Annotated in this window: 18 protein-coding genes and 1 other RNA gene; 17 read left to right on the top strand and 2 right to left on the bottom strand. The window is 35.9% G+C overall.

What is annotated here, in order from left to right; translation table 11 throughout:
* Positions 1–2 precede the first annotated feature (2 nt).
* From addA to GYV61_RS01345, 7 genes are all read left to right on the top strand, one after another.
* A complete protein-coding gene (addA, locus tag GYV61_RS01375) occupies positions 3–3650 on the top strand; it encodes a helicase-exonuclease AddAB subunit AddA (RefSeq protein ID WP_174794465.1) in 3648 nt (1215 codons plus the stop codon).
* Between the two features lie 21 nt (positions 3651–3671).
* A complete protein-coding gene (locus tag GYV61_RS01370; RefSeq protein ID WP_174794464.1) occupies positions 3672–6461 on the top strand; it encodes a helicase C-terminal domain-containing protein in 2790 nt (929 codons plus the stop codon).
* Entirely contained in the window at positions 6448–6930 is a 483-nt protein-coding gene (locus tag GYV61_RS01365; protein ID WP_110446089.1) for a hypothetical protein, read from the top strand. The genes GYV61_RS01370 and GYV61_RS01365 overlap by 14 nt, the downstream gene beginning before the upstream one ends.
* A 67-nt stretch (positions 6931–6997) precedes the next feature.
* Positions 6998–8296, top strand: a complete 1299-nt coding sequence (gene asnS, locus GYV61_RS01360) for an asparagine--tRNA ligase (RefSeq protein WP_174794463.1) — start codon at positions 6998–7000, stop codon at positions 8294–8296.
* 73 nt (positions 8297–8369) lie between these two features.
* On the top strand, positions 8370–9011 hold the full coding sequence (locus tag GYV61_RS01355) for a DnaD domain protein (RefSeq protein WP_174794462.1): 642 nt from the start codon (positions 8370–8372) through the stop codon (positions 9009–9011).
* Positions 9012–9641 carry an endonuclease III gene (gene nth / locus GYV61_RS01350; protein WP_174794461.1) on the top strand — a complete coding sequence of 210 codons (630 nt, stop codon included), beginning with the start codon at positions 9012–9014 and terminating at the stop codon, positions 9639–9641. It begins immediately after the preceding gene.
* A 65-nt stretch (positions 9642–9706) separates the two neighbouring features.
* Positions 9707–9907, top strand: coding sequence for a DUF3923 family protein (locus GYV61_RS01345; RefSeq protein WP_110446086.1), 201 nt, complete (start codon positions 9707–9709; stop codon positions 9905–9907).
* Positions 9908–9945: 38 nt separating this feature from the next.
* Here GYV61_RS01345 and GYV61_RS01340 read toward each other — a convergent pair whose 3' ends face one another.
* Together GYV61_RS01340 and recU are read right to left on the bottom strand one after the other, a co-directional pair.
* Entirely contained in the window at positions 9946–12312 is a 2367-nt protein-coding gene (locus GYV61_RS01340) for a transglycosylase domain-containing protein (RefSeq protein WP_174794460.1), read from the bottom strand.
* Entirely contained in the window at positions 12302–12934 is a 633-nt protein-coding gene (gene recU / locus GYV61_RS01335; RefSeq protein WP_046324836.1) for a Holliday junction resolvase RecU, read from the bottom strand. The genes GYV61_RS01340 and recU overlap by 11 nt, the downstream gene beginning before the upstream one ends.
* 69 nt (positions 12935–13003) lie before the next feature.
* Between recU and GYV61_RS01330 the strand changes: the two genes are divergently transcribed.
* The 10 genes from GYV61_RS01330 to GYV61_RS01285 all read left to right on the top strand — a co-directional run bounded on the left by GYV61_RS01330 (position 13004) and on the right by GYV61_RS01285 (position 24813).
* Entirely contained in the window at positions 13004–13570 is a 567-nt protein-coding gene (locus tag GYV61_RS01330; RefSeq protein ID WP_046324835.1) for an SLOG family protein, read from the top strand.
* A gap of 92 nt (positions 13571–13662) precedes the next feature.
* Positions 13663–14103, top strand: coding sequence for a DivIVA domain-containing protein (locus tag GYV61_RS01325; RefSeq protein WP_174794459.1), 441 nt, complete (start codon positions 13663–13665; stop codon positions 14101–14103).
* A gap of 26 nt (positions 14104–14129) precedes the next feature.
* Positions 14130–14499: RNase P RNA component class B (gene rnpB, locus GYV61_RS01320), an RNA gene on the top strand.
* A gap of 65 nt (positions 14500–14564) precedes the next feature.
* Positions 14565–15698 carry a THUMP domain-containing class I SAM-dependent RNA methyltransferase gene (locus tag GYV61_RS01315; RefSeq protein WP_174794458.1) on the top strand — a complete coding sequence of 378 codons (1134 nt, stop codon included), beginning with the start codon at positions 14565–14567 and terminating at the stop codon, positions 15696–15698.
* Positions 15685–16914 carry a metallophosphoesterase gene (locus tag GYV61_RS01310; protein WP_174794457.1) on the top strand — a complete coding sequence of 410 codons (1230 nt, stop codon included), beginning with the start codon at positions 15685–15687 and terminating at the stop codon, positions 16912–16914. The genes GYV61_RS01315 and GYV61_RS01310 overlap by 14 nt, the downstream gene beginning before the upstream one ends.
* Before the next feature lie 609 nt (positions 16915–17523).
* Positions 17524–19200 (top strand): formate--tetrahydrofolate ligase, encoded by a 1677-nt coding sequence (locus tag GYV61_RS01305; protein WP_174794456.1) that lies wholly within the window; start codon positions 17524–17526, stop codon positions 19198–19200.
* Between the two features lie 9 nt (positions 19201–19209).
* Positions 19210–19677 (top strand): signal peptidase II, encoded by a 468-nt coding sequence (gene lspA / locus GYV61_RS01300; RefSeq protein ID WP_110446081.1) that lies wholly within the window; start codon positions 19210–19212, stop codon positions 19675–19677.
* Entirely contained in the window at positions 19667–20578 is a 912-nt protein-coding gene (locus GYV61_RS01295) for an RluA family pseudouridine synthase (protein WP_174794455.1), read from the top strand. Before lspA ends, GYV61_RS01295 begins: the two co-directional genes overlap by 11 nt.
* On the top strand, positions 20579–21634 hold the full coding sequence (locus GYV61_RS01290) for a carbamoyl phosphate synthase small subunit (RefSeq protein ID WP_046324826.1): 1056 nt from the start codon (positions 20579–20581) through the stop codon (positions 21632–21634). It abuts the gene before it with no gap.
* Between the two features lie 2 nt (positions 21635–21636).
* A complete protein-coding gene (locus GYV61_RS01285) occupies positions 21637–24813 on the top strand; it encodes a carbamoyl phosphate synthase large subunit (RefSeq protein WP_174794454.1) in 3177 nt (1058 codons plus the stop codon).
* Positions 24814–24837 lie beyond the last annotated feature (24 nt).

The following is a 24837-nucleotide window of genomic DNA, read 5'->3' as shown; positions in this document are numbered from 1 at the left end:
AGATGGTTCTAGAAAAAGAGAAAACCCCATTTACAGCCGTTCAGGAAAAAGCTATTAATGATCATGGTCGCGACATACTTGTATCAGCTTCAGCAGGTAGTGGTAAAACTACCGTTCTTGTGCAACGTTTAATGAAAGAAATTCTTTCTGGTGTCAGTGTTGATCAGCTTTTAGTAGTTACATTTACAAAAGCAGCTGCAGCTGAAATGAAAAAACGGATTAAAGAAGTATTATCAAATGAAATACAGAAGTCTTCAAACAATTCATACTTGCGTCAACAGTTAAATTTGCTTAATTCTGCCAATATCTCTACAATTGATGCCTTTTGTCTGGATGTAATCCATCGCTTTTATTACATAATTAACATTGACCCCAGCTTCAGTATACTAACTGACGATTCACAAGCAGAATTAATGCGAGAAAGGGCATTGAAAGAAGTTGAAGGAGAGTTTTTAGAGAAAAAAGATAAAGACTTCATAGCTTTTTATGACAATTTTGCAGGTGACAGGGATGCGGAATCACCACAGAATTTATTGTTAGATTTATACAATTACGCAATGGCAAAACCTGATTATCGCCAATGGCTACAAGGGTTAGCCCAAAAATATCAGATGGGAGAAGAAGTAAGCAAATCTTCTTTGTGGCAGAAAGAAATTAAGCCTTATTTAGTCGATCTTTTTCAAAATCTTGCTGATAAGTTAGAGCATATGTGTCAAAGTGCGGTCATGGCTACTAAGGAACTGCACAAATTAAAAGAAAGTTTTGACTTGTTTGAAAAATGTCTTAGTGGTTATTTGCATGACTTGAAAAATGATAGCACATATGATGATCAGCGAGAAAAACTACGTGCTTGTATTTTCAGAGGTAATCCGCATAGTTCTAAAAAATGGGACGAAGATATTATAGCTTTTTATGACAAGTGCTCTGATTTTAAAAAAGAAGCAAGAGATCAGATTTTTACTGCCTTTACCTCTTTTTATGCCACTGACGAAAAAGAGCAATTGTCCATGATGCAAAAAGGCCAGCAAATAATGACTGCGGTTGTAAAAGCAGAACTGGCACTGATTGACCGTTTCAATGAGCTTAAAAGAGCAGAAAACCTGCTTGATTTTAGTGACATGGAACAATTAGCTTACCAAATTCTCAGCCAAGACACTTCTGCATCACAAATGGCGCGGACATTTTATCAAAATAAATTTAATGAGATTTTGGTCGACGAGTATCAGGACATCAATCCGCTACAAGAAAATATTTTGCAACTAATTAAAAAAGATGGTCAAAACAATCTGTTTATGGTTGGCGACGTTAAACAATCAATTTATGGTTTCAGACAGGCCGAACCAAGTTTGTTTTTACATAAATATCAAGAGGCAGCCCTTAAAGAAAATCAAGCAAAAGAAGAAAGAATTTTATTGTCGGACAATTTCCGCTCCTCTAAGCCAGTTATTTCTATTGTTAATCAAATATTTAAAAATATTTTGACAGCTGACTTTGGTGGCATTGATTATAACCATGAGAGTCAGCTGACTTATGGTGCCAAATATTACCCCTCAAATCTTCCTGACGCGACTGAAATACTTTTTCATGAAAAAAATAACAACGAAAAAAGCTCGCAAGATGAAGATACTGATGATATTGATTCAGCTGAAATTGCGATGGTTATTAACCGAATTAACAAATTCGCAGAAGAAAATTTGTTAGTTTATGACAAAAGTTCGCCAAATAGCAATCATTTAAGACCTTTTAAGTACAGTGATATTGTTATTTTAACCAGAAGTCGCAGCAATAATCTTGAAATTATGCAAGAGTTTGCCAAAAGCCATATTCCAATAATGGTTACCGATGCGAAAAATTATTTTCAAACTTTAGAATTAACTATTATCATGAACTACCTCAGGATCATTGATAATCCAGACCAGGATATTCCTTTAGTAGCTGTATTAAGGTCGCCTCTTTTTAATTTTACAGAACCAGAACTCAGTACTATCAGAATTCATACGCAGAATGCCAGTTTTTACAACGCTTTAACTTCTTATGTTGCCGTGGGTAACGAACTTAGTCAAAAAGTAAAAGATTTTTTGAATCAACTCGAAGAATTACGTAAATTCGCTGCAACACATAGAATTTCAGAATTGATCTGGAGTATCTATGAAAAAACCAGCCTGCTTGAAATTATGACCTCTCTACCTAATGGCAAGCAGAGAAGAGTTAATTTAGAGGCTTTATATGAAAGAGCTGCTTCTTATGAAAGCGCTGGTTTTAAGGGCCTATATCAATTTATTAATTTTATCGAGCGAATGCGACGCAGCCAAAAGGACTTGGCCCAGCCACTCTTAACTAAAGAAGCTGGCAACTCCGTGCGCTTAATGACTGTACATAGTTCCAAGGGTTTGGAATTTCCCATTGTTTTTTACTTAGGCTTGCAGCATCAATTTCAAAAGAGGGATTTAAGCGGCAATTATATTATCAATTCAAGTGCTGTAGGTTTAACTATCAAGCAAAAACATTATCGTGCTGATACCCTGGTTAAATCTATTGTAAATATATCTAAGAAGAGACAACTTTTAGAAGAAGAAGCGCGCATTTTATATGTGGGGATGACTAGAGCTAAGCAAAAGTTAATTTTGGTAGCTGATTTAAAGAATCTACCGCAGATAATTGAAAATTGGCAAAATGAAGCTGATCAAAAAGGACATCTCTCGTTGAGCAGCAAGCTTAACGCTTCAAATCCTATGAGTTTGATTGGTCCATCAATCAGATGGGATAAGCTTTTAAGTCAAAAAATTAGTGATATCAATTCAGCCTCGGAAACTAGTCAAGAATTGCTTTATATCCAGTACCATGACGAAAAAGTTCATCTTCAAGAAGAAATTAGCCCGCAAGAAAGCAAAACTGAAAGCATTTCAGCACTAGCACAATATACCAAAAAACTGTTTAATTTTAATTATCCTTTTCAAGATGCCAGTCAAACAACTGCTTATCAATCGGTATCCGAGATTAAAAAAGCTTTTAATGATCCTCTTGATGCTGAACTTGAAAACGCGCACCTGATTTCTTCTACCAACCGTTATTTGCAACCGATTGATACTAAACCTGATTTTTTATATCAGACAAAATTTACCGGGGCGGAAATTGGTACAGCAATGCACCTGATCCTGCAATACTATGATTATCATGGCTCCGGCAAAGCAGAGCAGGTTGAAGAAGAAGTGCGGCAGTTAGTAAAACAAAATAAGCTCAACAGCAAAATTGTTGCCAGTTTAAATTTGCAACAAATAAATTGGTTTGTTCATAGTGATTTTGCCCAAAAATTTTGGGAAAATCCTGCAAATCTGCAGCGCGAAATTGAATTTTCAAGTCTGTTGCCAGCTGACGTTCTATTTGCTAATTTCAGTGACCCGGATGCAAAAATTTTAATTCATGGTACAATAGACGGTTATTTTAGTGAAAAAGATGGCATAATATTGTTTGATTATAAAACTGATCATATCGATCACAGCCATTTAGAATTAGCTATCGCCAAAATTAAGCAAAAGTATGCGGGGCAATTGCGTTTATATGAAAGAGCTTTAAATTCTTTTTCCGACCAAAAAGTTAAAGCTAAATATTTAATCTTATTAGATGCATGCCAAATTGTTGAAGTTAAGTAAAGAAAGGAGGGGTAATGCAGAATGAAATCATTTGAGCAGACCGTATTTGCAGTTGTTGATCTGGAAACTACCGGAACACAGCGAGAAGATAACAATCATATTATCCAGTTTGGCTGCGCCATTATTAAAAATATGAAAGTTGTCAAAACATATTCATTTATGATTAACCCCCACCGCGAAATTCCAATAGCGGTTCAAAATCTGACTCATATACACAATAAGGATGTGGCTCATGCAAAAGATTTTTCTTTTTATGCACCAAAGATTGTAAAAATTTTAAAGGATACTGTTTTCGTTGCTCATAACGTCAATTTTGATTTGCCGTTTTTAAATTATGAATTAGTACAACATGGTTATGAGCCCTTAACCAATCGTGCAATTGACACCGTGGAACTGGCCAAAATTGCTTTTCCTACGGAACCATCATATAAATTGAGCGATTTAACGGCATTATTGCAAATTAAACATTTAAACCCCCATAAAGCTGACTCTGATGCATATGGCACTGCAGTTTTACTAATAAAAATTATTGAGCGGCTTGAAAATTTACCCCAAGCTACCCTTAACACTTTAAGTTCTTTGGCACACGGTTTAATCCGCGATACTTCCTGGATTTTTACAACTATTGCTGATGATGCACGTAAAGAGAAACGTCCTTTATCTTCTGCATACCAACAAGTACGACAAATAATCTTGCGTAAGCAGGAAAAAGTACCAATCACCGCAGGTCAGTCGTCAACTACTTTTCCGAAAAGTGATAGCGCAAAAAAGAAGCTGTTTCAAAATAAAATTAATTACCGGCAACCGCAGGTAGACCTAATTAATCGCATTGAACAGTTTTTAAGCGCCTCAAAGCAAAGGACACTATTAGTTGAAGCTCCTAATGGTACCGGTAAGACTTTTTCTTATTTATTTGCTTATTCCTATCATTTATATACCAATAGAAAATTAGTAATTGCTACGCCTACAAAAGTTTTGCAAAGACAGATTATTAATCATGAAATACCCCAATTATTGAACGTTACCAAGTTGGACTTAAAAGCCGAAGAAGTCAAAGCCAGCAGTCATTACCTTGATCTAGATGGCTTTTATCAGAGTTTATATCAAGGTACTCCTAATAAGTTGACTTTAGTTTTGCAAATGCGTATTTTAGTATGGTTAACCGAAACTAAGACCGGCGATTTAGACGAACTGCAGCTTACTAACTATCGTGCACCTTTATTTACTCAAATTGCCCATCCTGGAGATGCTCGCGTTGGTAGCATTTTTGCGGGCGTTGATTTTTGGAACTTGGCTAGACAAAGGCAAGAGCAGGCTGACATTTTAGTGACTAATCACGCATATTTAGCCAATCATTATAACGATACTATTTGGGGACAAAATCCGTATCTTGTTATTGATGAGGCTCACCGCTTTGTAGACAATGTTATCAGTTCTAGAAACGATTCGTTTCAGTTCGAATCATTATGGGGAGCTCTCAACCATCTGCGTAATTTGCTTTATTATGCCGATGACAGTGTATTTAATCAATACGGTAATGACGTTCAGTTTAATTTTTTATTGGAAAAGCTGGATCCGGCAATCCTTGAGTTAATTAAGGTAATAAATCATTTGCAGCGTTTACTTTGTTCTAAAAAGAAAAAGGCTGTCAGCCAAAATACTTTGGCTAATGGTAATTTGCTACTTAGCTTTAGAGGAAGGGATTTATTTCCCAAAAATAGTCAGTTTTTAGTCAAACTGACGGAGCTGCAGCGGAAGCTGGAAGACATCAGGCAAAATACCAATCAAATTTTATTTAAGATGTACAATGAAACTGACAATTCAAATATTGACCGGGATGCAATTTTAAGTGAAACTTCAGGCCAAATTGATCAACTGGATGATTTTATTACAAAAAGCTATCAGTTATCTGATTTGCTTCGTAAAAAGGCTTATGTTGAATCAGAAGGCTTCATTGTGACTTTAACTAATCCTCAAGATCCTTTGAGTGCCAATTTAAGCTGGCTGATGCTTGACGCAACGCCAGAGTTGCAGAAAATATACGCTCGCTTCGATCACATTTCATTTGTAAGTGCAACTTTGATTAGTGAAAATGGTTTTGATTTTATAATTAAACTTTTGGGTTTAACCGACTTAGCACCCCAAAAATACATTGGAACAAGCACATTTAAATTAGCAAAACATCTTGAGGTTTTATCTGTAATTGATTTTCCAGATATCAATGATCCTTCCTACGAAAAAAAGCTAACACAAATTATTGAAAATGACTTGGCAAATAAAAATCATGTTTTAATACTAATGACAAATTTAGAACAAATCAAAAAAACATTTAGTGCTATTATCAATTCGCCCAACTTACGTGATTTTGAAATTTTGGCTCAGGGTGTTTCTGGGTCAAATAATCGTATTATTAAAAGATTCGCCATTGCTAAAAAAGCTCTGATACTTGGTGCAGATAGTTTTTGGGAAGGAATTGATTTTCACGAATGTGGTGTAGATTTGGTCATAGCAACCAAATTGCCATTTGAAGCCCCTGATTTACCTGAAGTTAAATTGCGCCAAAGACAGCTCGTTGACAGAGGAATTGACGTTTTTCATTCTGACACGATGCCTCGGGCGGTTATTCGGTTTAAGCAGGGAATGGGCAGGCTAATACGGGGAGAGCAGGATAAAGGGCAATTTTTAATATTAGATTCGAGAATTTGGTCTCAGGATTATGGTCCTATCTTTCTGGCTGCTGTTCCCGTTAAAGTTAAAAAAATATCTTTGAATGATTTACAAGAAAAGCTAGAAAACTATGATACAAGATGATACTAAACAAACATTTAAATTTTTAGCATGGGTATTCTTAATACTGGTATTGTTATACTTTGCTTTTATAATAATTTTTTATAAAGCTGGTAATCCTGAAAGAGCAGAAACCCGCGAGCTTAACAAAATTGCCCTACAAAAGACTCCGATCAAGTACACCGAAAAGACCTATCATTTGAATCGTGGCATTAACAGCTATTCTTTAAAAGGTCTGACTAAGAATCATAAGACCTATTATTTTATTTATTTGCCTGGGTCTAAAAAAGCATATTTATATCCAGCAAGTAAGGGTGTTAATGAAGCAGTTATCCGCAACAAATACAGTGCTAAAAGGCCAACTGCAAAAATTACTGAGGTAAATCTAGGCTGGTATCAGAATAAGCCGGTTTGGGAAGTAAGTTCTAAAAATGATGCGGGGGAATATCATTATCAACTTTTTGATTTTAAAAATGGAAAATTAATAGGTTAAGTCGCTAAATTGCTCAAACTTTGGTATTATTAATTTGATTATGATAAGGAAAGTGGAATAAAAGTTTATGACAGAATTAATTTCTATAGCAGATTGTCGCAATCATGTCGACCAGGAAGTGCAAATGCACGTTTGGCTGACGGATAAACGTTCAAGTGGCAAGATAGTTTTCTTACAATTACGTGATGGTACAGCATTTTTCCAAGGCGTTATTCGTAAAAATGCTGTTTCAGATGAAGTTTTTGAGACAGCAAAATCACTGCATCAAGAAGCAAGTTTCTACATCAAGGGGACTGTTCATCAAGACGAACGTTCTCACTTTGGTTATGAAATTCAGATTTCGGATTTGAAGCTTATTACTAATAATGAAGGCTATCCTATCGGTAATAAAGAACACGGTATTGAATTTCTTCTTGATCACAGGCATTTGTGGTTAAGAAGCAAGCGCCCGTTTGCGATCATGCGAATCAGAAACGTTATTTTCAAAGCAACTGTTGACTTCTTTGAAAATGAAGGTTTTATAAAATTTGATGCTCCGATCTTTATGCATTCTGCTCCCGAAGGAACTACGGAATTATTCCATACTGAATATTTCGGTGGAGATGCATATCTTTCTCAATCTGGTCAACTTTATGGTGAAGTAGGGGCTGAAGCATTCGGAAAAATTTTTACGTTTGGCCCAACTTTTAGAGCAGAGGAGTCAAAAACTCGTCGTCATTTAACCGAGTTTTGGATGATGGAGCCGGAAATGGCCTGGATGCATCAAGCTGAATCTCTTGCTTTGCAGGAACGGTTCCTGTCATATGTCACTGGACAAGTTTTACAAAATTGCCAATATGAACTGGAAATTTTGAGAAGAGATCCTAAGAAACTTGAGCCTGCTTCTCAGGGCAATTATACCCGTTTGTCTTATGATGATGCAGTAAAAATGTTGCAGGATGATGGACGAGACTTTAAATGGGGGGATGATTTTGGCGCACCTGATGAAGCTTTTATTTCTGAACAATTTGATCGTCCGTTCTTCATTGTAAATTATCCAACCGCTATTAAACCTTTTTATATGAAGAAGAATCCTGAGAACCCTAAGGAATATCTATGTGCAGACGTTCTAGCACCTGAAGGTTATGGCGAGATAATGGGTGGTTCTGAACGTGAAAGTGATTACGATACCTTACTTAAACAAATTCATGAAGCTGGCTTAAATGAAAATGATTATAGCTGGTACCTTGATTTGCGTAAATATGGTAGCGTACCTCATTCTGGCTTTGGCATGGGATTTGAACGGGTAATTGCTTGGATTTGTAATTTAGACCATGTTCGTGAAGCTATCCCATTCCCAAGAATGATTAACAGACTTGAGCCTTAATAATAAAATCAATCAGATAATTAAAAGTTGAACTAAAATTACTTTAGTTCAACTTTTTTAAAGGAGAAAAATCATGCAATATAATGATTACCGTGCTTTAGGTGTAACTCTGTTATCAAACGGTTTGCTAGCTTATTATCCCCAGCTAAAAATTGATGACGCTGAAATGATGGTCATTTTGCAACTGGAAATGTTTGCTCAAAAAGGAGACTTTTTCCCAACTAATGAAGAAATTGCGGCCAACACTAATTTTTCCGTTGCAGAAATTGGATCCTTATTGCAAAAATTAATTGAACAAAATTTTTTGGTAATTGATCAGGTAACTGATCAAAAGGGCATGATTGGAAATAAATATAACCTTAACCAGCTGTACGACAAACTGGATAAATTGTTAGCAGGAAAAACTGATAGTACCCTCAATAAAAATGGCAAAGATAATTCAACCTCTGTAATTGACAACAGTCCTCTAAATCAATTAGTTCGCCAATTTGAAATTGAATTTGGCCGCTACTTAAGCCCAATCGAACGCGAAGAAATTGCTGCCTGGCTAAACGTTGACCATTATGATCCTGCTGTTATCAAGCTGGCTTTGCGGGAAGCTGTTTTATCTCAGGCATATAGTTTAAAGTACATCGATCGCATTCTGTTAAATTGGCAAAGGCATAATTTAAAAACAGTGAGTGAGGTCCAAAAGTTTTTGAGGAGGAATCGCTAAATGGAAACAGAAAAAATTCTTAGTGCTAAAGAAGCCAGAAAAGTTCTAGAATGTATCAACAAAATGTATCCTGACGCAAAAAGTGAACTGGTATGGGATAATAAATTTAATTTATTATGCGCGGTTTTAATGAGCGCTCAAACCACTGATAAAATGGTAAATCGAGTAATGCCTAAATTTATGAAAGACTATCCTGAACCGAAAAACTTAGCAACAGCAACGATTCCGGAAATAGAAAAACATATCTCTCAAATTGGACTTTATCATTCTAAAGCTAAGCACTTAAAAGCAACTGCTGAAATTTTAGTTTCAAAATATGATAGTAAAATTCCTCATGACAAAAAAAGTTTGCTTTCTTTACCTGGAGTCGGAGAGAAAACGGCTAACGTTGTTTTAGCTGAAGGGTTTGGCATACCTGCGATAGCAGTCGATACTCATGTATCACGAATTTCTAAGCGCTTTCATATAGTACCGCAAGATGCTAAGCCACTGGAAGTAGAAAAGAGATTAGAGGAAATTTTACCTAAAAGTGAATGGATTCATACACATCACGCTATGATTTTATTTGGTCGCTACTCAATGACAGCACGGGACAAGAATGACCCCTATACTTATTTAAAAGAAAAATAGTACTAAAAAACTAAAAAATTTAGTATAATTCCTTTAACAAATTAATTTAAAAGAGGTTTTAAAACATGAGTAGGTGGCGCATAACTAACATTATTTTAGTTGTTTTATTTGCTGGTATGGCATTATTTCTCTGGCTGCGTCCCTATGATGGCACGGGTACAGCTAATACAATGAATGTCAAACTCATTTCCTTAGCTGTTTTAATAGTCTTTTTTGCTTTTATTGGCCTTATAGAACTAATAGTTTATTTATTTGTGAAAAAATAATAAAAGAACCGCTGAAATTTTTTCAGCGGTTCTTTTAATTAATGATGATTCTCGTCATTGCCCGAGTTATTACTTTCGCCTCCAGGCTTATTCGGCTTCTGTTCATGGTGCGGATTATTTTCAGAATTGGAATTATTTGCATCATTATTTTGACTCGAATCAGATGAATTATCTTTACCAGTATTACCTGTTTGCGGCTTATCTTTTAAATCCTTATCTTTCTTTTCATTTTTATTGTTTTGGGTCGTTGAACCATTTTCGTGATGAACTGAATTTCTTTCTTGAGTATTGCTGGTAGAAGATGAATTATTAGTATTAGTTTTTTCATCGTCTTCATCATAGTCGCTGCTATCATCAACTATACCAACAGGAGAATGTCCACGAACAAACAGTTGCCATTCCCCAGTAGAAGAAACCTCTGGAGGATTCGAATTTTTAGCAATTCTAGCCCTAATCACCGAGTCGGGCTTTTGCCAGTCAACATTTTCTTTATTTCTCATTAAATAGGTCATCATGTTTTTATAAAAAAGCTGCGCTGACTGCTGTCCGATGCCGGAAATAGTCCCATCTTTAAGGTTATCATAGCCGGTCCAAACACCTATTGCATAACGAGGTGTGTAACCAACAAACCAGGAATCCTTTGGCGTAGCTGCGTACCCTGGGTAACGTGCTAAATCCTGTTCTGAATACTTAACTGATCCAGTTTTACCGGCATGATACAAACCATTAATCTGGGCATTTCTGCCAGAGCCATGTTTTATAACACCTTTTAACATATCCGTAATTATGTAAGCTGTGGCTTTACTCATAACACGAATACCCTCAGAATCATAATTTCTGGTTAATCCATCAGGAGTTTCAATTTTTGAAACAAATTGCGGTTTATGGTAAATACCCATCGTTGCAAAAGCACTAAAAGCTCCCGCCATTTGTAAACTGGAAGCATTCGCGCCGATAGCTACAGACAGGCCGGAATCCTTCGGAATATCAATGTCCATTTTGCCGGCAAACTTTCTCGCACGAGGTATGCCGACTTCTCTTAATGTTTTTACTGCAGGAACGTTACGTGATTGTTCTAAGGCATGCCGCATAGTCATCATGCCGTCATATTTATTGTCCCAGTCGTATAATTGAACGTTGGTCCCCGGATAGACGTATTTGCTATCATCTAGCATTTTAGCTGTTGACCAATTAAGGTATTCAATGGCAGGACCATAATCTAAAACAGGCTTAATTGAAGATCCAGTTGAACGAGTAGTTTGCACAGCCCGATCTAAGCCTAGCTGGACTGAAGAAGGCAGGTGCCTGCCGCCCAATATAGCTACCACATGACCATTGCTAGGATCAACTACGGAAGCACCAATCTGCATTTTATCGTTAGTAAAGGGAACCTGCCCATTATTAGCCAATTGATATAGTTTCTTTTGAGCTTTCTGATCCATATTAATCGTAATTTTTAAATTATCACGGAAAGGATCAAAACCCTTGGCTCTAACCTCAGCGATTGCTTCTTTAACATAAGGATCATTAATTTTACGTAAATTTGACTGTTTACGCTGATTATGCGGTTTTAAGCCTTTTTTAATGCTTTCCTTGCTAGCCTCATCATATTGTTCTTGCGAAATTTTTTTATTCCTCAACATTGCCTTTAAAACAATATCACGGCGGTATTTTGCATATTGCGGGTAGGTATAGGGATTATAAACAGTAGGCCTATTAGGCATTCCTGCCAGCATCGCTGTTTGAGCTAAGTCTAAGTCCCCAATTTTTTTACCATAATAAAAATTAGCTGCAGTGCCAATTCCAGTATTGCCATAATTCATGTAAACTTTATTTATATAAAATTCCAAGATTTCATCATGACTGTATTCTCGCTGCACCCTCATGGCCAGCCAGGCTTCTTGAGCCTTTCTGCGTAAAGTCCGTTGGGAAGCAGCTGTTGAAAATTTTGTCAGCTTAACTAATTGCTGGGTGATGGTAGAACCGCCGGCAGAGATACTTTTACTCTTGGCATTAGTTAACATTGATCCTACAATTCGAATCGGATCAATTCCCAACTTATCCTTATAAAAGCGTTTATCTTCAACCGACACGATAGCATCTTTTAACAGTTGCAAATCTTTGCTGTCCTTGACGTATTGTCGCTTTTCGGTACCTAAAGACATTACAAATTTACCATTTGTATTATATAATCCTGAAGAGCCGCCACTTTCAAGGTCAGCGCGACTAATATTGGGAGCATCCTTAGCGTAAAATGCAAATAGACCAACGCCGGCTACCAGAAATAGAAAAATAACCAAAAACGTCCACTTAAGTATGCGGCGCCACAATGGTTTAGGTAAACTTTGGCGGTAGTTTTTACGTGATTCACGTCCATTATTTGAGTTGAAATTTTTATTTGTCATCGTGTATTTTCCTATCCGAGATAAAAGAATCTACAGCTTTCAAATACGGAAGTGTTGGTTGAAAACCGTTCTTAATCTCTATTGACCAATCCTCGACTTCTTTTAATGTTAATGAACTTTTGTTTTTTGTCCACCAAGCTTTGATAATTGCGCTTGCGGGAGTAACAAAATAGCGGTTTAAGCTTGTAAATCCTATTATTGTAAAGCATATTCCTTTTTGCTTCAAGCATTCTGCTAAATGAACTATTTGATGTTCGTGGAAATTTTTTAAGGGAAAATTAGTTTTGTTTTTGGTTTCTTTAGCTTCAAAATCCAAATAGTAACCTTTATATACACCATTATAATCTGTGGTCGATTCCTGGCGAAAGTATGCTTCTTTTATTACTGCACGTGATCTTTTAGGGTAGTCTACCTTAACAATTTGAACAGGCGTAGGCTTTTTATGTACCACGGCTATTTCTTTAGTACGATAATATTTATTAGATTCATTAATCATCTGTTCAAGGTTCATCCCTCGATCGGAAAAATTAATATTTTTATGTTTTCTTCTTTTATGTGAAGCTTGGGGCTTATCATTTAAGTTGCGAAAAGCGGCAGAACTGCCGGTTGGATATTTGACCATAAATATCACTCCTGCTAGCATTATAGCAATAAAGAAAAAGTTTTTGAACAAGGAGCCATTTGTTTCATTATGCAAAGACTATGGGTAACTGGGTACCGTAACTACGAATTAAATACCTTCGGAGATAAGGATCCCAAAATCAAAATCATAAAATTAGTTTTAAAAAAACATATGTTAAATTTATTGGAGAATAACCAGCTAGATTGGGTAATAACTGGAGCAAATCTGGGAGTAGAGCAATGGGCAAGTGAAGTGGCCGTATCCTTGCGGGAAAAATATCCTTTAAGAACATCTATTATTGTGCCCTATGAAGACTTTGCCGGCAGATGGAATGAAAGCAATCAAGAAAAGTATCTTAATTTAAAAAGTCAAGTTGACTTTTTTGCTTCTACATCTAAAGAACCGTATCAAAACCCAGTTCAACTGCGCAATTACCAGAATTTTATGCTACTACATACAGATAGAGCCTTAATGCTTTATGACCCTGAAAATCCAGGTAAACCCAAGTTTGATTATAATTTAATCAAGAAATACCAAGAAACAAAAGAATATCCGCTTGAATTAATTGATTTTTATGATCTACAAGATGAAGCTGAGGAGTATCAAGAAAATCAAGAAGATAATTATAAAGAATAAGGATAACTTTATTTCGAAATTAACATTTTTGTTTTAAGCATGGCTAGTTTTTGCTAGAATAAAAGTGATAAAAAAAGGAGTTGTATATTATCATGGCAGATTTAAATGATATTCAACTATCCACACAGGATATTTTAAAAAAACAATTTAGGACAAAAGTTAAAGGCTTAGACCCAGATGAAGTTGACGCTTTTTTAGATAAAGTAATTGCAGATTATGACACCTTTGAGCAAATAATTGAAGACCTTTACGGCCAAATTGGCAAGCTGCAGGGTGAATTAATGGATGACCATCATAAAGAGCAAGCTCTTGATTCACAAAAAACAATGAGAATAACTCCAGTAACATCTGCGGAAAGTATCAAGACATATACCCCTAATCATGAACGTTCAACGCAGAGCTTCAATCCAATTAATAAATCAGATACACAAACTGAAAATTCCACTAATATGGCCATTATTCAACGAATTTCTACTCTTGAACGCAAAGTTTATAATCTTGAACAACGAGTTTATGGGTTACAAAAAGAGTAAGCTTTGATATAATTCTTAATGGTGCAATTTTTGAGCAGTCGCGGTTTGATCTGAAAGAGGTCAGGCTGAGGAAAGTCCACGCACGCACGAGCTGAGATGCTTGTAGTGTTCGTATTTAGCCCAATAAGCTAAAGAATTTTAAGTTACGGCGAAAAAAGTGCTAAGTCATTCTAATGATATGCATGAATATTCTGAAAAGTGCCACAGTGACGAAGCAGAAGTGGAAACACTTTTGGTGGAACGAGGTAAACCCTGCGAGCGTGCAACCCAAACTTGGTGGGGGCGTTCAATCTAAGAAAATGAACTAAAGATTGGATTGCTACTAATATAGCAAAGATAGATGGCTGCTACAGGTATTTATGCCACAAATACCCGAACAGAACGTGGCTTACAGAAATTTGCATTGGCAGCGTTGAGCTTTTCAAAGGGCTCAACGCTTTTTTTAAAGGAAAGAATAAAAGATGAGAAAATATCAATTATATACAACCATGGGTGTCGGCTTTGAAAGCGTTGTTGCAAAGGAACTACAAACGCTGGGATATCAAACCCATACGGAGAATGGTAGAGTATTTTTTGAGGGCGATCAAAAAGATATTGTCAAAACCAATCTATGGTTGAGAACAGCAGACCGCGTTAAAATTTTACTTAAGGAGTTCAAGGCGACCGATTTTGATACCCTTTTTAATCAGGTTTATGATATTGATTGGGCTGAGCTATTACCAGTTGACGCTAAGTTTCCTGTTAAAGGCCGGTCAGTCAGATCAAAGTTGCACTCCGAACCTGGTATTCAATCAATTGTAAAAAAAGCGATTGTAAATAAAATGTCCGATCAGTATCATCGTCGTGGCTTTTTACCAGAAAATGGTAATGAATATCCTCTTGATATTCATATTAATAAAGACATTGCCCGCATATCGCTAGACACTACTGGTGCCAGTTTATTTAAGAGAGGCTATCGGATTGAACATGGTGGAGCACCGCTGAAAGAAAATTTTGCGGCAGGATTATTAAAACTAACTCCATATGATGGCAGCCATCCTTTGATTGACCCCATGACAGGTTCAGGTACTTTAGCTATTGAAGCAGCTCTAATAGGGAAAAATGTTGCCCCTGGGATTTGGCGGCAATTTGCTTTTGATGGTTTTGATTGGTTTGACAGCTCTATTCATGATGAATTGGTGGCGCAAGCTAAAAGTGAAATTAAGCCTCTTGACCAGCCAATATGGGCCTGTGATATCGACCAGTCCATTTTAGAAATTGCCAAATTAAACGCCAACAATGCTGGTGTTTTACAGGATATTTACTTTAAGCAGGTTGCAGTAAAGGATTTTGCCACAGACTTAGAAAATGGGGTTATAATCGCTAATCCGCCTTATGGTAAAAGGCTGAAAGATCGGGAATCAGCCGAGGTAATTTATAAACAAATGGGTGAGTCACTTTTAAAATATGACACATTCAGCCAGTATTATTTGGTTGGCGATCCAGCATTTGAAAAATTTTTCGGTAAAAAAGCGACCAAAAAGCGCAAACTATTTAATGGCAACTTAAGAGTTGATTTCTACCAATATTGGGCAAGAAAAAATGATTACAAATAAAGCGAATACCGAATTTTGGGTAATTACAGATACGCATTTAATTGCAGATAGCTTGCATGATGATGGTCAAGCGTTTCAACGTATTCAAGATACCAGTCAGGGTAAAGACCTGGTATATCAAGAAACAGCTTTGAGGGCTTTTACTGCTTTTGCTAATGAAAAAAAGCCGGCAGCTATTATTGTTACTGGTGACGTTACTTTTAACGGTGAGCTTATTTCGGCACAAAAATTTGCAGAAATATTTCGTAATTTAAGTGAAACTAAATTACTGGTTTTGCCAGGAAACCACGACATATATGATGGGTGGGCCAGAGCTTTTCAAGGTCCTAATCAGCTTTATGCCCATCAAATAAGTCCCACTGATTGGCAAGGAATTTTTAAAAGCTCATATGATTGTGCTCAAAGTATTGATCCCAATTCATTGGCATACAGCGTACAATTAAATAAAGAATACCTCTTACTATTACTTGATTCCAACATTTATGGTGAACATGAAGCTAGTGGAGCTCCCTCTACTGAAGGGCAAATAAGCGAAGAGCAAATTGTCTGGTTAGAAAAGCAGTTAGAAAGTGCCAAGATGAGGCACCTTAAACCACTTTTATTCATGCACCATAATCTTTATGTTCATAATCCGGCGGTTAATCGCGGCTTTGTTTTAAACAATGCACAAACATTATGCCGTTTATGCCAAGATTATAAGGTTAAAATGGCTTTTTCCGGCCACATTCATGCTCAAAATATCGTCGAGCCACAGGCAAAAACACCCACTACAGAAATTGTTACTTCAAGTTTTTGTTCATACGATCAAGGATATGGCATAGTCAAAGTAAGACCGGATCACATTGAATATCAGCGACATACATTTGATATGAAACCTTTTTTAACTAAAGAAGAACGGCTAGATCCGAATCTGGTTCACTTTCACAGCTACTTAAAGAAGATTCAAATAAGAAATTTAACTGGTAATTCAAATAAAAAAGATCACTTAAACGATGATCAATCTAGATTGCTAAAAAGGGTAAACCGTCTTTTTATTGAAATGAATTATCAATATTTTACGGGTCATAATCATATCGCAAAAAAGCAACTAAAAAATTTATACTCGTCTAAAGAATTTAACATCTTAGTTAGTCAAAGGCCGCGCTTTAGCGACTATATGAAAACTTTATTCGATACTAGTAATCACAGTAACCTCAATGCAGAAGTTTGGTATTAACAGGGATTTTTATGAAAAAAAAGCATTTTATTATTTTAGGTCGCAGTGGATTAATATATTTTTGCTGGATCTTAATTGTATTTTTCTTGAGTCTGATATTTTTATATGAAAGCACTAAAGTTTTTAATTGGCCAGCACTTATTTGTGCTTTAATTTTCCTTATTTTATTGCTCTATACTTATTTTAATTCTTATTGGGATACGAGCATATTCAAACTCCCATTTCGTTCTAGGACCAAAATGTTATCTGAGCCAACTATTTTACTGCAATGGCATTTTTTTAAAATTTATGAAATTAAATTGGACGAATTTGGTCACTATTATTTGTTAAGATTTGAAAAATAGTCAAAATAGAATAGTGATGTGACCGCCAAATTTGTCTTAAATTTGGGGGGTCATATCATAATTTGGAAAAAGTAGCTATTTTATTTATTGCAGAAAATTTAGCTTTATTCATAATTTATAGCAGGTTATGCATAAAAAATGCTTAATGTTTGATATAATGACAATTGATTAAAGAAAAGGTGGGACCTAAATTCTAATATGAAAAGGATATTACATAAGATGGATGTTTAGTTATTAAATTTATATACAGAAAGAGGCATGCGCAATGAAATCAGATATTCAAATTGCACAAGAAGCACACGCATTACCCATTAACGAAATTGCTGCTAAGGTTGGCTTAAGTAGTACAGATATTGAGCCATATGGCAATGATAAGGCCAAGATCAATTGGCAGGCAATTAAAAAGACACTGGCGAACAAGCACCTTGGTAAACTGATTCTGGTTACTTCAATTTCTCCAACTCCAGCTGGAGAAGGTAAATCAACAATGACTATTGGTCTGGGAGATGCCATTAACAATCAATTACACCAGAAAACGATGATTGCCTTGCGCGAACCTTCAATGGGCCCAGTTTTTGGCTTAAAAGGCGGAGCAACTGGTGGTGGACAAGCCCAGGTAATTCCAATGGAAGACATTAACCTCCATTTTACGGGAGATATGCATGCCTTGACAGCTGCTATTGACACTTTGGCAGCCTTAGTAGACAACTACATTTATCAGGGAAATGAACTTGGACTAGATCCTGACCGGATTCTCTTGAAACGAGGAATTGACGTAAATGATCGCAGTTTAAGAAATATCACTGTAGGACAAGGTTCAAAGTTCAACGGAATTGAGCATAAATCCAGTTTTGCAATCACAGTTGCCAATGAACTAATGGCCATTTTGTGTTTGGCTACCGACATTAATGATTTAAAAAAGAGAATTGGTCTAATGCTCGTGGGCTACACTAAAGATGATAAGCCTGTGTATGTCAAGGATTTGGGATTTGAGGGTGCAATTGCAGCCTTGCTTTCTAACGCCTTAAAGCCAAATCTAGTGCAAACAATTGAACATACACCCGCTCTTGTACACGGTGGACCTTTTGCCAATATTGCCCACGGTGCCAATACCGTTATGGCAACTAATTTAGCATTGCATTTAAGTGATTATGTTTTAACTGAAGCAGGATTCGGCAGCGACTTAGGTGGTCAAAAATTCATGGACTTTGTATCTGAGCATTTGGATAAAAAGCCTGATGCCAGCGTGGTCGTAGCGACCGTACGTGCCTTAAAATATCAAGCAGAAGGTACTACTGAAAACTTAAGTAAAGAAAATCTGTCTGCTTTACGTAGCGGTTTTGCAAATCTTAAGAGACATATGAACAATATGCGTAATTATGGTATTCCTGTGATTGTTTTAATTAATCATTTTGCAACTGACAGCGAAAATGAACTTTCGCTTTTACAGCAATTGATTAAAGAAGAAGGAATTGATTCTGTTGTCGTTGATTATCATGAACAGGGCTCAAAGGGCGGAATAGAAGCTGCGAAAGCTGTCCTTGATTTAGCAAATTCAGCAGCAGGCAAGCTAGTACCCACTTATCAAAAAGATGATAAGGTAAAAACTAAAATTGCTAAAATAGCACAAAAAATTTATCATGCAGCTAAAGTAGAATATACTGAAAAAGCCGAAAATGATATTCATGAACTTGAGAAAATGGGGAAGGATAGGCTGCCAGTCATTATTGCCAAGACACAGTACTCATTTACTGATAATCAAAAACTATTAGGAGCACCAACCGATTTTACTTTGCATGTGAAGGGCGCAAGTCTGAAAAATGGAGCTGGATTTATTGTTATCACCACTGGACATGTTTTAGATATGCCAGGATTACCTAAACACCCAGCAGCATTAGATATTGACGTTGACAATAATGGTAAAATTAGTGGCTTATTTTAAAAAGTATCAATGCAATTCTTATATTTAATTATTTCATTATTTATTGTACTTCTTGATCAAGGGTTGAAATCCTTTATTGCCGGTAATTACCAGCTGGGAGAAACGCAGCAGATTATTCCCCACGTTTTTTCATTTACTTATGTACAAAATGACGGAGCTGCTTGGAATATTTTGCCCGGTCAAATGGGACTTTTTTACCTGATTAGTATTATCGCTATCGTAATTTGTTTATATTACCTGCTACGAAACAATTTTCATAGTAAGCTTTTTGATTCTGGTGTAGCACTGGTTTTAGGCGGAATTATTGGCAATTTAATTGACCGTATTCATTTAAAGTATGTTATTGATATGATTCAAGTTGACTTTATTCACTTCAATATTTTTAATATTGCTGACTCTGCCATTACAATTGGCATAATATTGGTATTTATTTATCTACTCTTTTTTGACGAAAGCGAAAAAAACGATGTCAAATAAATACCAGCTTGTTATCCATGATGAAAAGGGCAGAATAGACAAAGTGCTGGCAAACGCAATTCCTTCTTTATCACGTTCGCGAATTCAGGAATTGCTCCATGATCAAAATATCCTGGTTAACCAAAAAATAGTTAAGTCGTCCTATAAGGTTCAAAAAAATGACTTAATTACGGTTATTGTTCCAAAATTAAAGCCACTGGCTCTAGTCCCAGAAGATATTCCATTAGACATAGTTTATGAAGATCAAGACGTTATAGTAGTTAACAAGCCACAGGGTATGGTAGTCCATCCAGCTGCTGGACACCCAGATCACACACTCGTTAATGCATTATTATTTCATACGAAAAATCTGGCTAAAAGCACTGAAGGATTTCGTCCGGGCATCGTCCATCGCATTGACAAGGATACATCTGGTTTATTAATGGTGGCCAAAAATGCTTTGGCGCGTGAAAGTTTAGAAAAACAATTGGCCACAAAAACTAATAAAAGACTGTATTTAGCAATAGTACACGGCAATTTTTCTGAAAAACAAGGAACAATAGAAGCTCCAATTGGACGCGATCATTATAATCGTAAAAAAATGGCTGTAGTAGCAAACGGCAAAGAAGCCATTACACATTTTACTGTTCTTGAACAATTTCAAAATTACAGTTTACTCAGATGTCAACTTGAAACAGGTCGTACTCATCAAATCAGGGTACACCTTACTTATATTGGACATCCTGTTGCAGGGGACCCATTATACGGACCGCATCATACCTTAAAGGGAAATGGTCAATTTTTGCATGCTCAAGTATTAGGGTTCAGACAGCCAACAACTGGTAAATGGCTCGAATTTGCAGTAAAACCTCCACGAATTTTTTTGCAAAGACTGACTGAATTGAGAGAAAAAAGTGATTAAATGAAACGATATTTGATTCTGGAAAATGGTCAATCTTTTCCAGGAGAAGGATTAGGAGCTTCAATAATTTCTACCGGTGAGTTAGCAATTCAAACGGGTAATTTTGGTTATCAAGAAGCACTGACTGACCCAACCAATACAGGTAAAATTCTTGTATTTACTGCCCCAATGATTGGTGGCAACGGTATTAATGCTATTGACTATGAAAGCATTAATCCGACAGTAAAAGGAATAATCGCCAATGATGTTGCACAAAATATTTCCGAAAGTGGCAACTTTCAGGATTTAGCTTCTTTTTTAAAAGAAAAAAATATACCAGCAATTTTTAATGTCGATACCAGAGCCTTAGTTCATCTTTTGAATAAGGAGAAAACAATCAAAGCGTCGATTATGGACACAAATGATGAACACGCTTTTGACCAAATTAAAGCCTTAGTATTGCCTAAAAACAAATCTGCAGCTGTTTCTACTAAGAATGCCTATGCAGTACCTAATGTAGGGAAAACTGTAGCTATAATTGATCTTGGTTTAAAGCATTCCATGCTTAGAGAATTATCTTTAAGAAAGGTTAATGCTACAGTTTTACCATATAATGTTGCTGTGCCCGATATTGAAAATTTGCGACCGCAAGGAATTATCATCTCGGGAGGGCCTGGCAGGCCAAATGAATTAATGCCAGACCTAGAACCAATTCTTTCAGCATTTTATGGTCAAATTCCCATTTGGGGAATTGGCTTAGGGTTTTTAACATTAAGCGATTTTTTGAATTTTGAACTTGTCGACTTACCACAACCATATAATGGTATTAATTATCCTGTAATTGATCAAAATACAAACAAGATTTGGCAAGTGGCTATGAATATTGATCAACTGGTTCTGCCAAACAGCGTTCAATTCAAAATGGAAAGAGAATTTTACGATCTTCACAGTGAATTACTTGCCGGTTACAGCAATAAAACCAATAAGGTAATTGGTACAGCTTTCAATGCCGAAGGAGCACCAGGAAGTCTAGATGCTCTTCCCATTTTTGATAACTTTGTAAAGATGATGGTGTAAACATGCCTTTAGATAATGATTTAGATAAAGTATTAATCATCGGATCAGGTCCAACTTTAGTCGGTAAAGTATCCGAAACTGATTTATTAGTTGAAGACGCTATTAATGCACTTTTTGAAGAAGATATTCAAGTTGTTTTAGTCAATCCTAACCCTGCAACTATTTCTACTGATAAAAAACCCGGCTTAACCGTATATCTTGAACCAATGACCTTGGAATTTCTCAAAAGAATAATTCGCATGGAAGAACCAAATGCCATTATCTCTGCTTACGGCTCTACAACTGGTTTAAAAGTTACCCGGGAACTTGTTCAAGATGGTATTCTGAGTCAAATGGGAGTGCGCTTGTTAACTTTAAACAAACGCACTTTGGCAATTGACAATCATCAAAAAATGAACGCTTTTCTGACAGAAAATCAGATTGAGGCCAGCAAATATTGGAATCTAACTGATTTCGATGCAATTAATTTGCAAAAACAACTGGAAGAGTTCGTTCACTTTCCTGTGATGCTTATCAAACAAAATGATTCAGTGCTTAACCAAAAAATTATTTTTAATAATATTACTGATCTAAACGAATATTTACAAAAAGAAAAACGACTGGAAAATTTTTCGTTTGGCAATTATCACTTAGCAGAAGACTTATCTTCTTGGGACGAAATAATTGCCAATATTATTCGTGATGGCTCAGGGAATACACTTTTTACTAATCTAGCAGATACTATTGAGTCTGTAGCTATTAATGCCGGTGATTCGGCGGCTGTAATGCCAGCCTTGACCCTTAACAATGACCAAGTACAAAGGATTCGGACAATTGCCAAAAAAATAGCAGATAGTCTGCAAATAGTAGGAATTCTTAATATACATTTCGCAGTTAAACACGAAGGTACTAAATTTGCTGTCAAAGTTTTATCGATAAAACCCAGACTAACGCGTAGTGCTATTTGGTCTAAGAGGATAGGACTGTATAGTTTGGGTTATATCGTTTGTAAAATTGCACTCGGTTATCGTTTAGATGAAATTAAAGATCCATTATCAGGACTTAATGCTGCAATCGAACCAACCTTAGACAAAGTAGCCATTAGGATGCCATTTTGGTCATTAACGCAATCTGGTAGCAATCATTACAAATTAAGCAGTAGAATGCAGGCGAGTGGAGAAGCTATTGGTTTAGGTACAAATTTTGAATCTGCTTTTTTAAAAGGTTTGGCTTCAACAGTAAATATAAAAATGTCACTAAGCGTTTTGCAGGCGGAAAAAGCTAAGGATAAATCAGAAATTATTTCTGATCTAAAACAACCTGATGAGTTACATTTACTTAAGCTACTCGCTGCAATTGCAAAAGGTTTTAGTTATCAAGAATTACATGAAATTGTTCATATTCATCCAGTATATTTCCAAAAGCTGTTTCATATAGTTGAAATTGGTCATAAATTAGTAAATGAGCACTTAACCGATGAATTATTAATTGAAGCCAAAAAGAGGGGGTTTCGTAATCTTTTAATTGCTAACTTATCTATGATCAGTGTGGATGCGATTGAAAAAAGACTTGTAAAAATACATTTAAAACCCGCCTTCCAGCAAATTGATGGCACTGCGGGAACCATTAAGCCATTAGTTAAAGCATATTATAGTTCTTTTGGAGTTCAAGACGAAAGCCAAGTTTTGACTGCCTCTAAAAAGGTTTTAATAATTGGAATGCTGCCATCACAAGTGTCAGTTACGAGTGAATTCGACTACATGATAAGTCATGCAATTGATACTTTACATAATAATAATTATGACATTATTTTACTTTCAAATAACGATGAATCAGTTGCTATTAGCTACAAAAGAGTAGCTAAAGTTTATTTTGAGCCAATTACAGTTGAAAGTATTCTTCAAATTGCCAAGAAAGAAAAAATCAAAGATGTTTTAATACAGTTTTCTGGTAAAGAAATGAATGCTCTGCGTAAGAAACTTATCGAAAACGGTCTGAATATTTTAGGTAACAAGGATGTTAATCCTAAAGATCGCATAAAACAGGCGTTAAATAAACCAGTAAAAAATTTAAGTCAAAACAAACTCCTAACGACTGTTAATAAAAGTGCTGCTCAGAAGTTCATTAAAGAACACGGATTTCCAATTTTAATTGGTGGTTTTAATAATTTGGGAGTAAAGCAAAAATCGGCTGTCGTTTATGATTTACCAGCCTTAAAAAAATATTTAAAAGAAAATCAGCTTTCTAAGGTAAGCTTATCTCATTTTATTGAGGGAAATAAATATGAGATAACTGCCATTTCAGATGGAAAAAATGTAACCCTTCCAGGTATCATTGAGCACTTGGAACAAACAGGTTCACATGCGTCAGATTCAATAGCTGTTTTTAAACCACAAAACTTATCCAAAACGGCCAAGAAATTATTAACTGAATTTACTATTGCACTAGTTAAGCGTATCAATATGCGTGGTATTTTTACTTTACATTTCTTAATTGTTGATAAGAAAGTATATTTATTACAAATTAAGCCTTATGCCGGCCATAATATTGCTTTTCTTTCCAAGGCTCTTGGTAAGGATATTACCAAATGTGCGACAGAAGTTTTAATCGGAAAGTCTTTGCCTGAATTGGGATACAAAAGTGGATTATGGCGTTCAAATAGCTTTATATTTGTTAAAATGCCAGTCTTTTCTTATATTAATTATCAAAGCGAAAATACGTTCGATTCTAAAATGAAGTCTTCTGGTTCTGTTATGGGCAGGGATACCGAACTCGCAAAGGCCTTATACAAAGGGTATGAAGCTAGTGGTTTAAAAATACCAAATTATGGAATAATTTTTATATCGGTGCGCGACGAAGACAAGAAAAAAGTTACAGAATTGGCTCAAAGATTTTATCGGTTAGGGTTTAAAATAATTGCAACCGAGGGCACGGCTAATGAACTGGCAGAAGCCGGTATTACAACTGGAATAGTGTCAAAAATTAGTCATGGCTCTCGCAGCTTATTAGACAAGATTCGCCAGCATAAGATTGATATGGTAATAAATATTACAAATTTATCTGATTCCGCTAGTGATGATGCAACTAGAATACGCGATGAGGCTTTGAATCAGAACATACCAGTGTTTTCAAGTATCGAAACTACTGAACTTATTTTAAGTGTTTTAGAGTCTTTATCATTAACCACTCAGCCGATTTAAAAAGCGAGGATGATTTCTTCATCC

Source organism: Lactobacillus melliventris (assembly GCF_013346935.1).
Taxonomy (GTDB): Bacteria; Bacillota; Bacilli; order Lactobacillales; family Lactobacillaceae; genus Lactobacillus.
The sequence above is the reverse complement of the archived record's forward strand: the minus strand, read 5'-3'. Positions and strand labels throughout refer to the sequence as shown.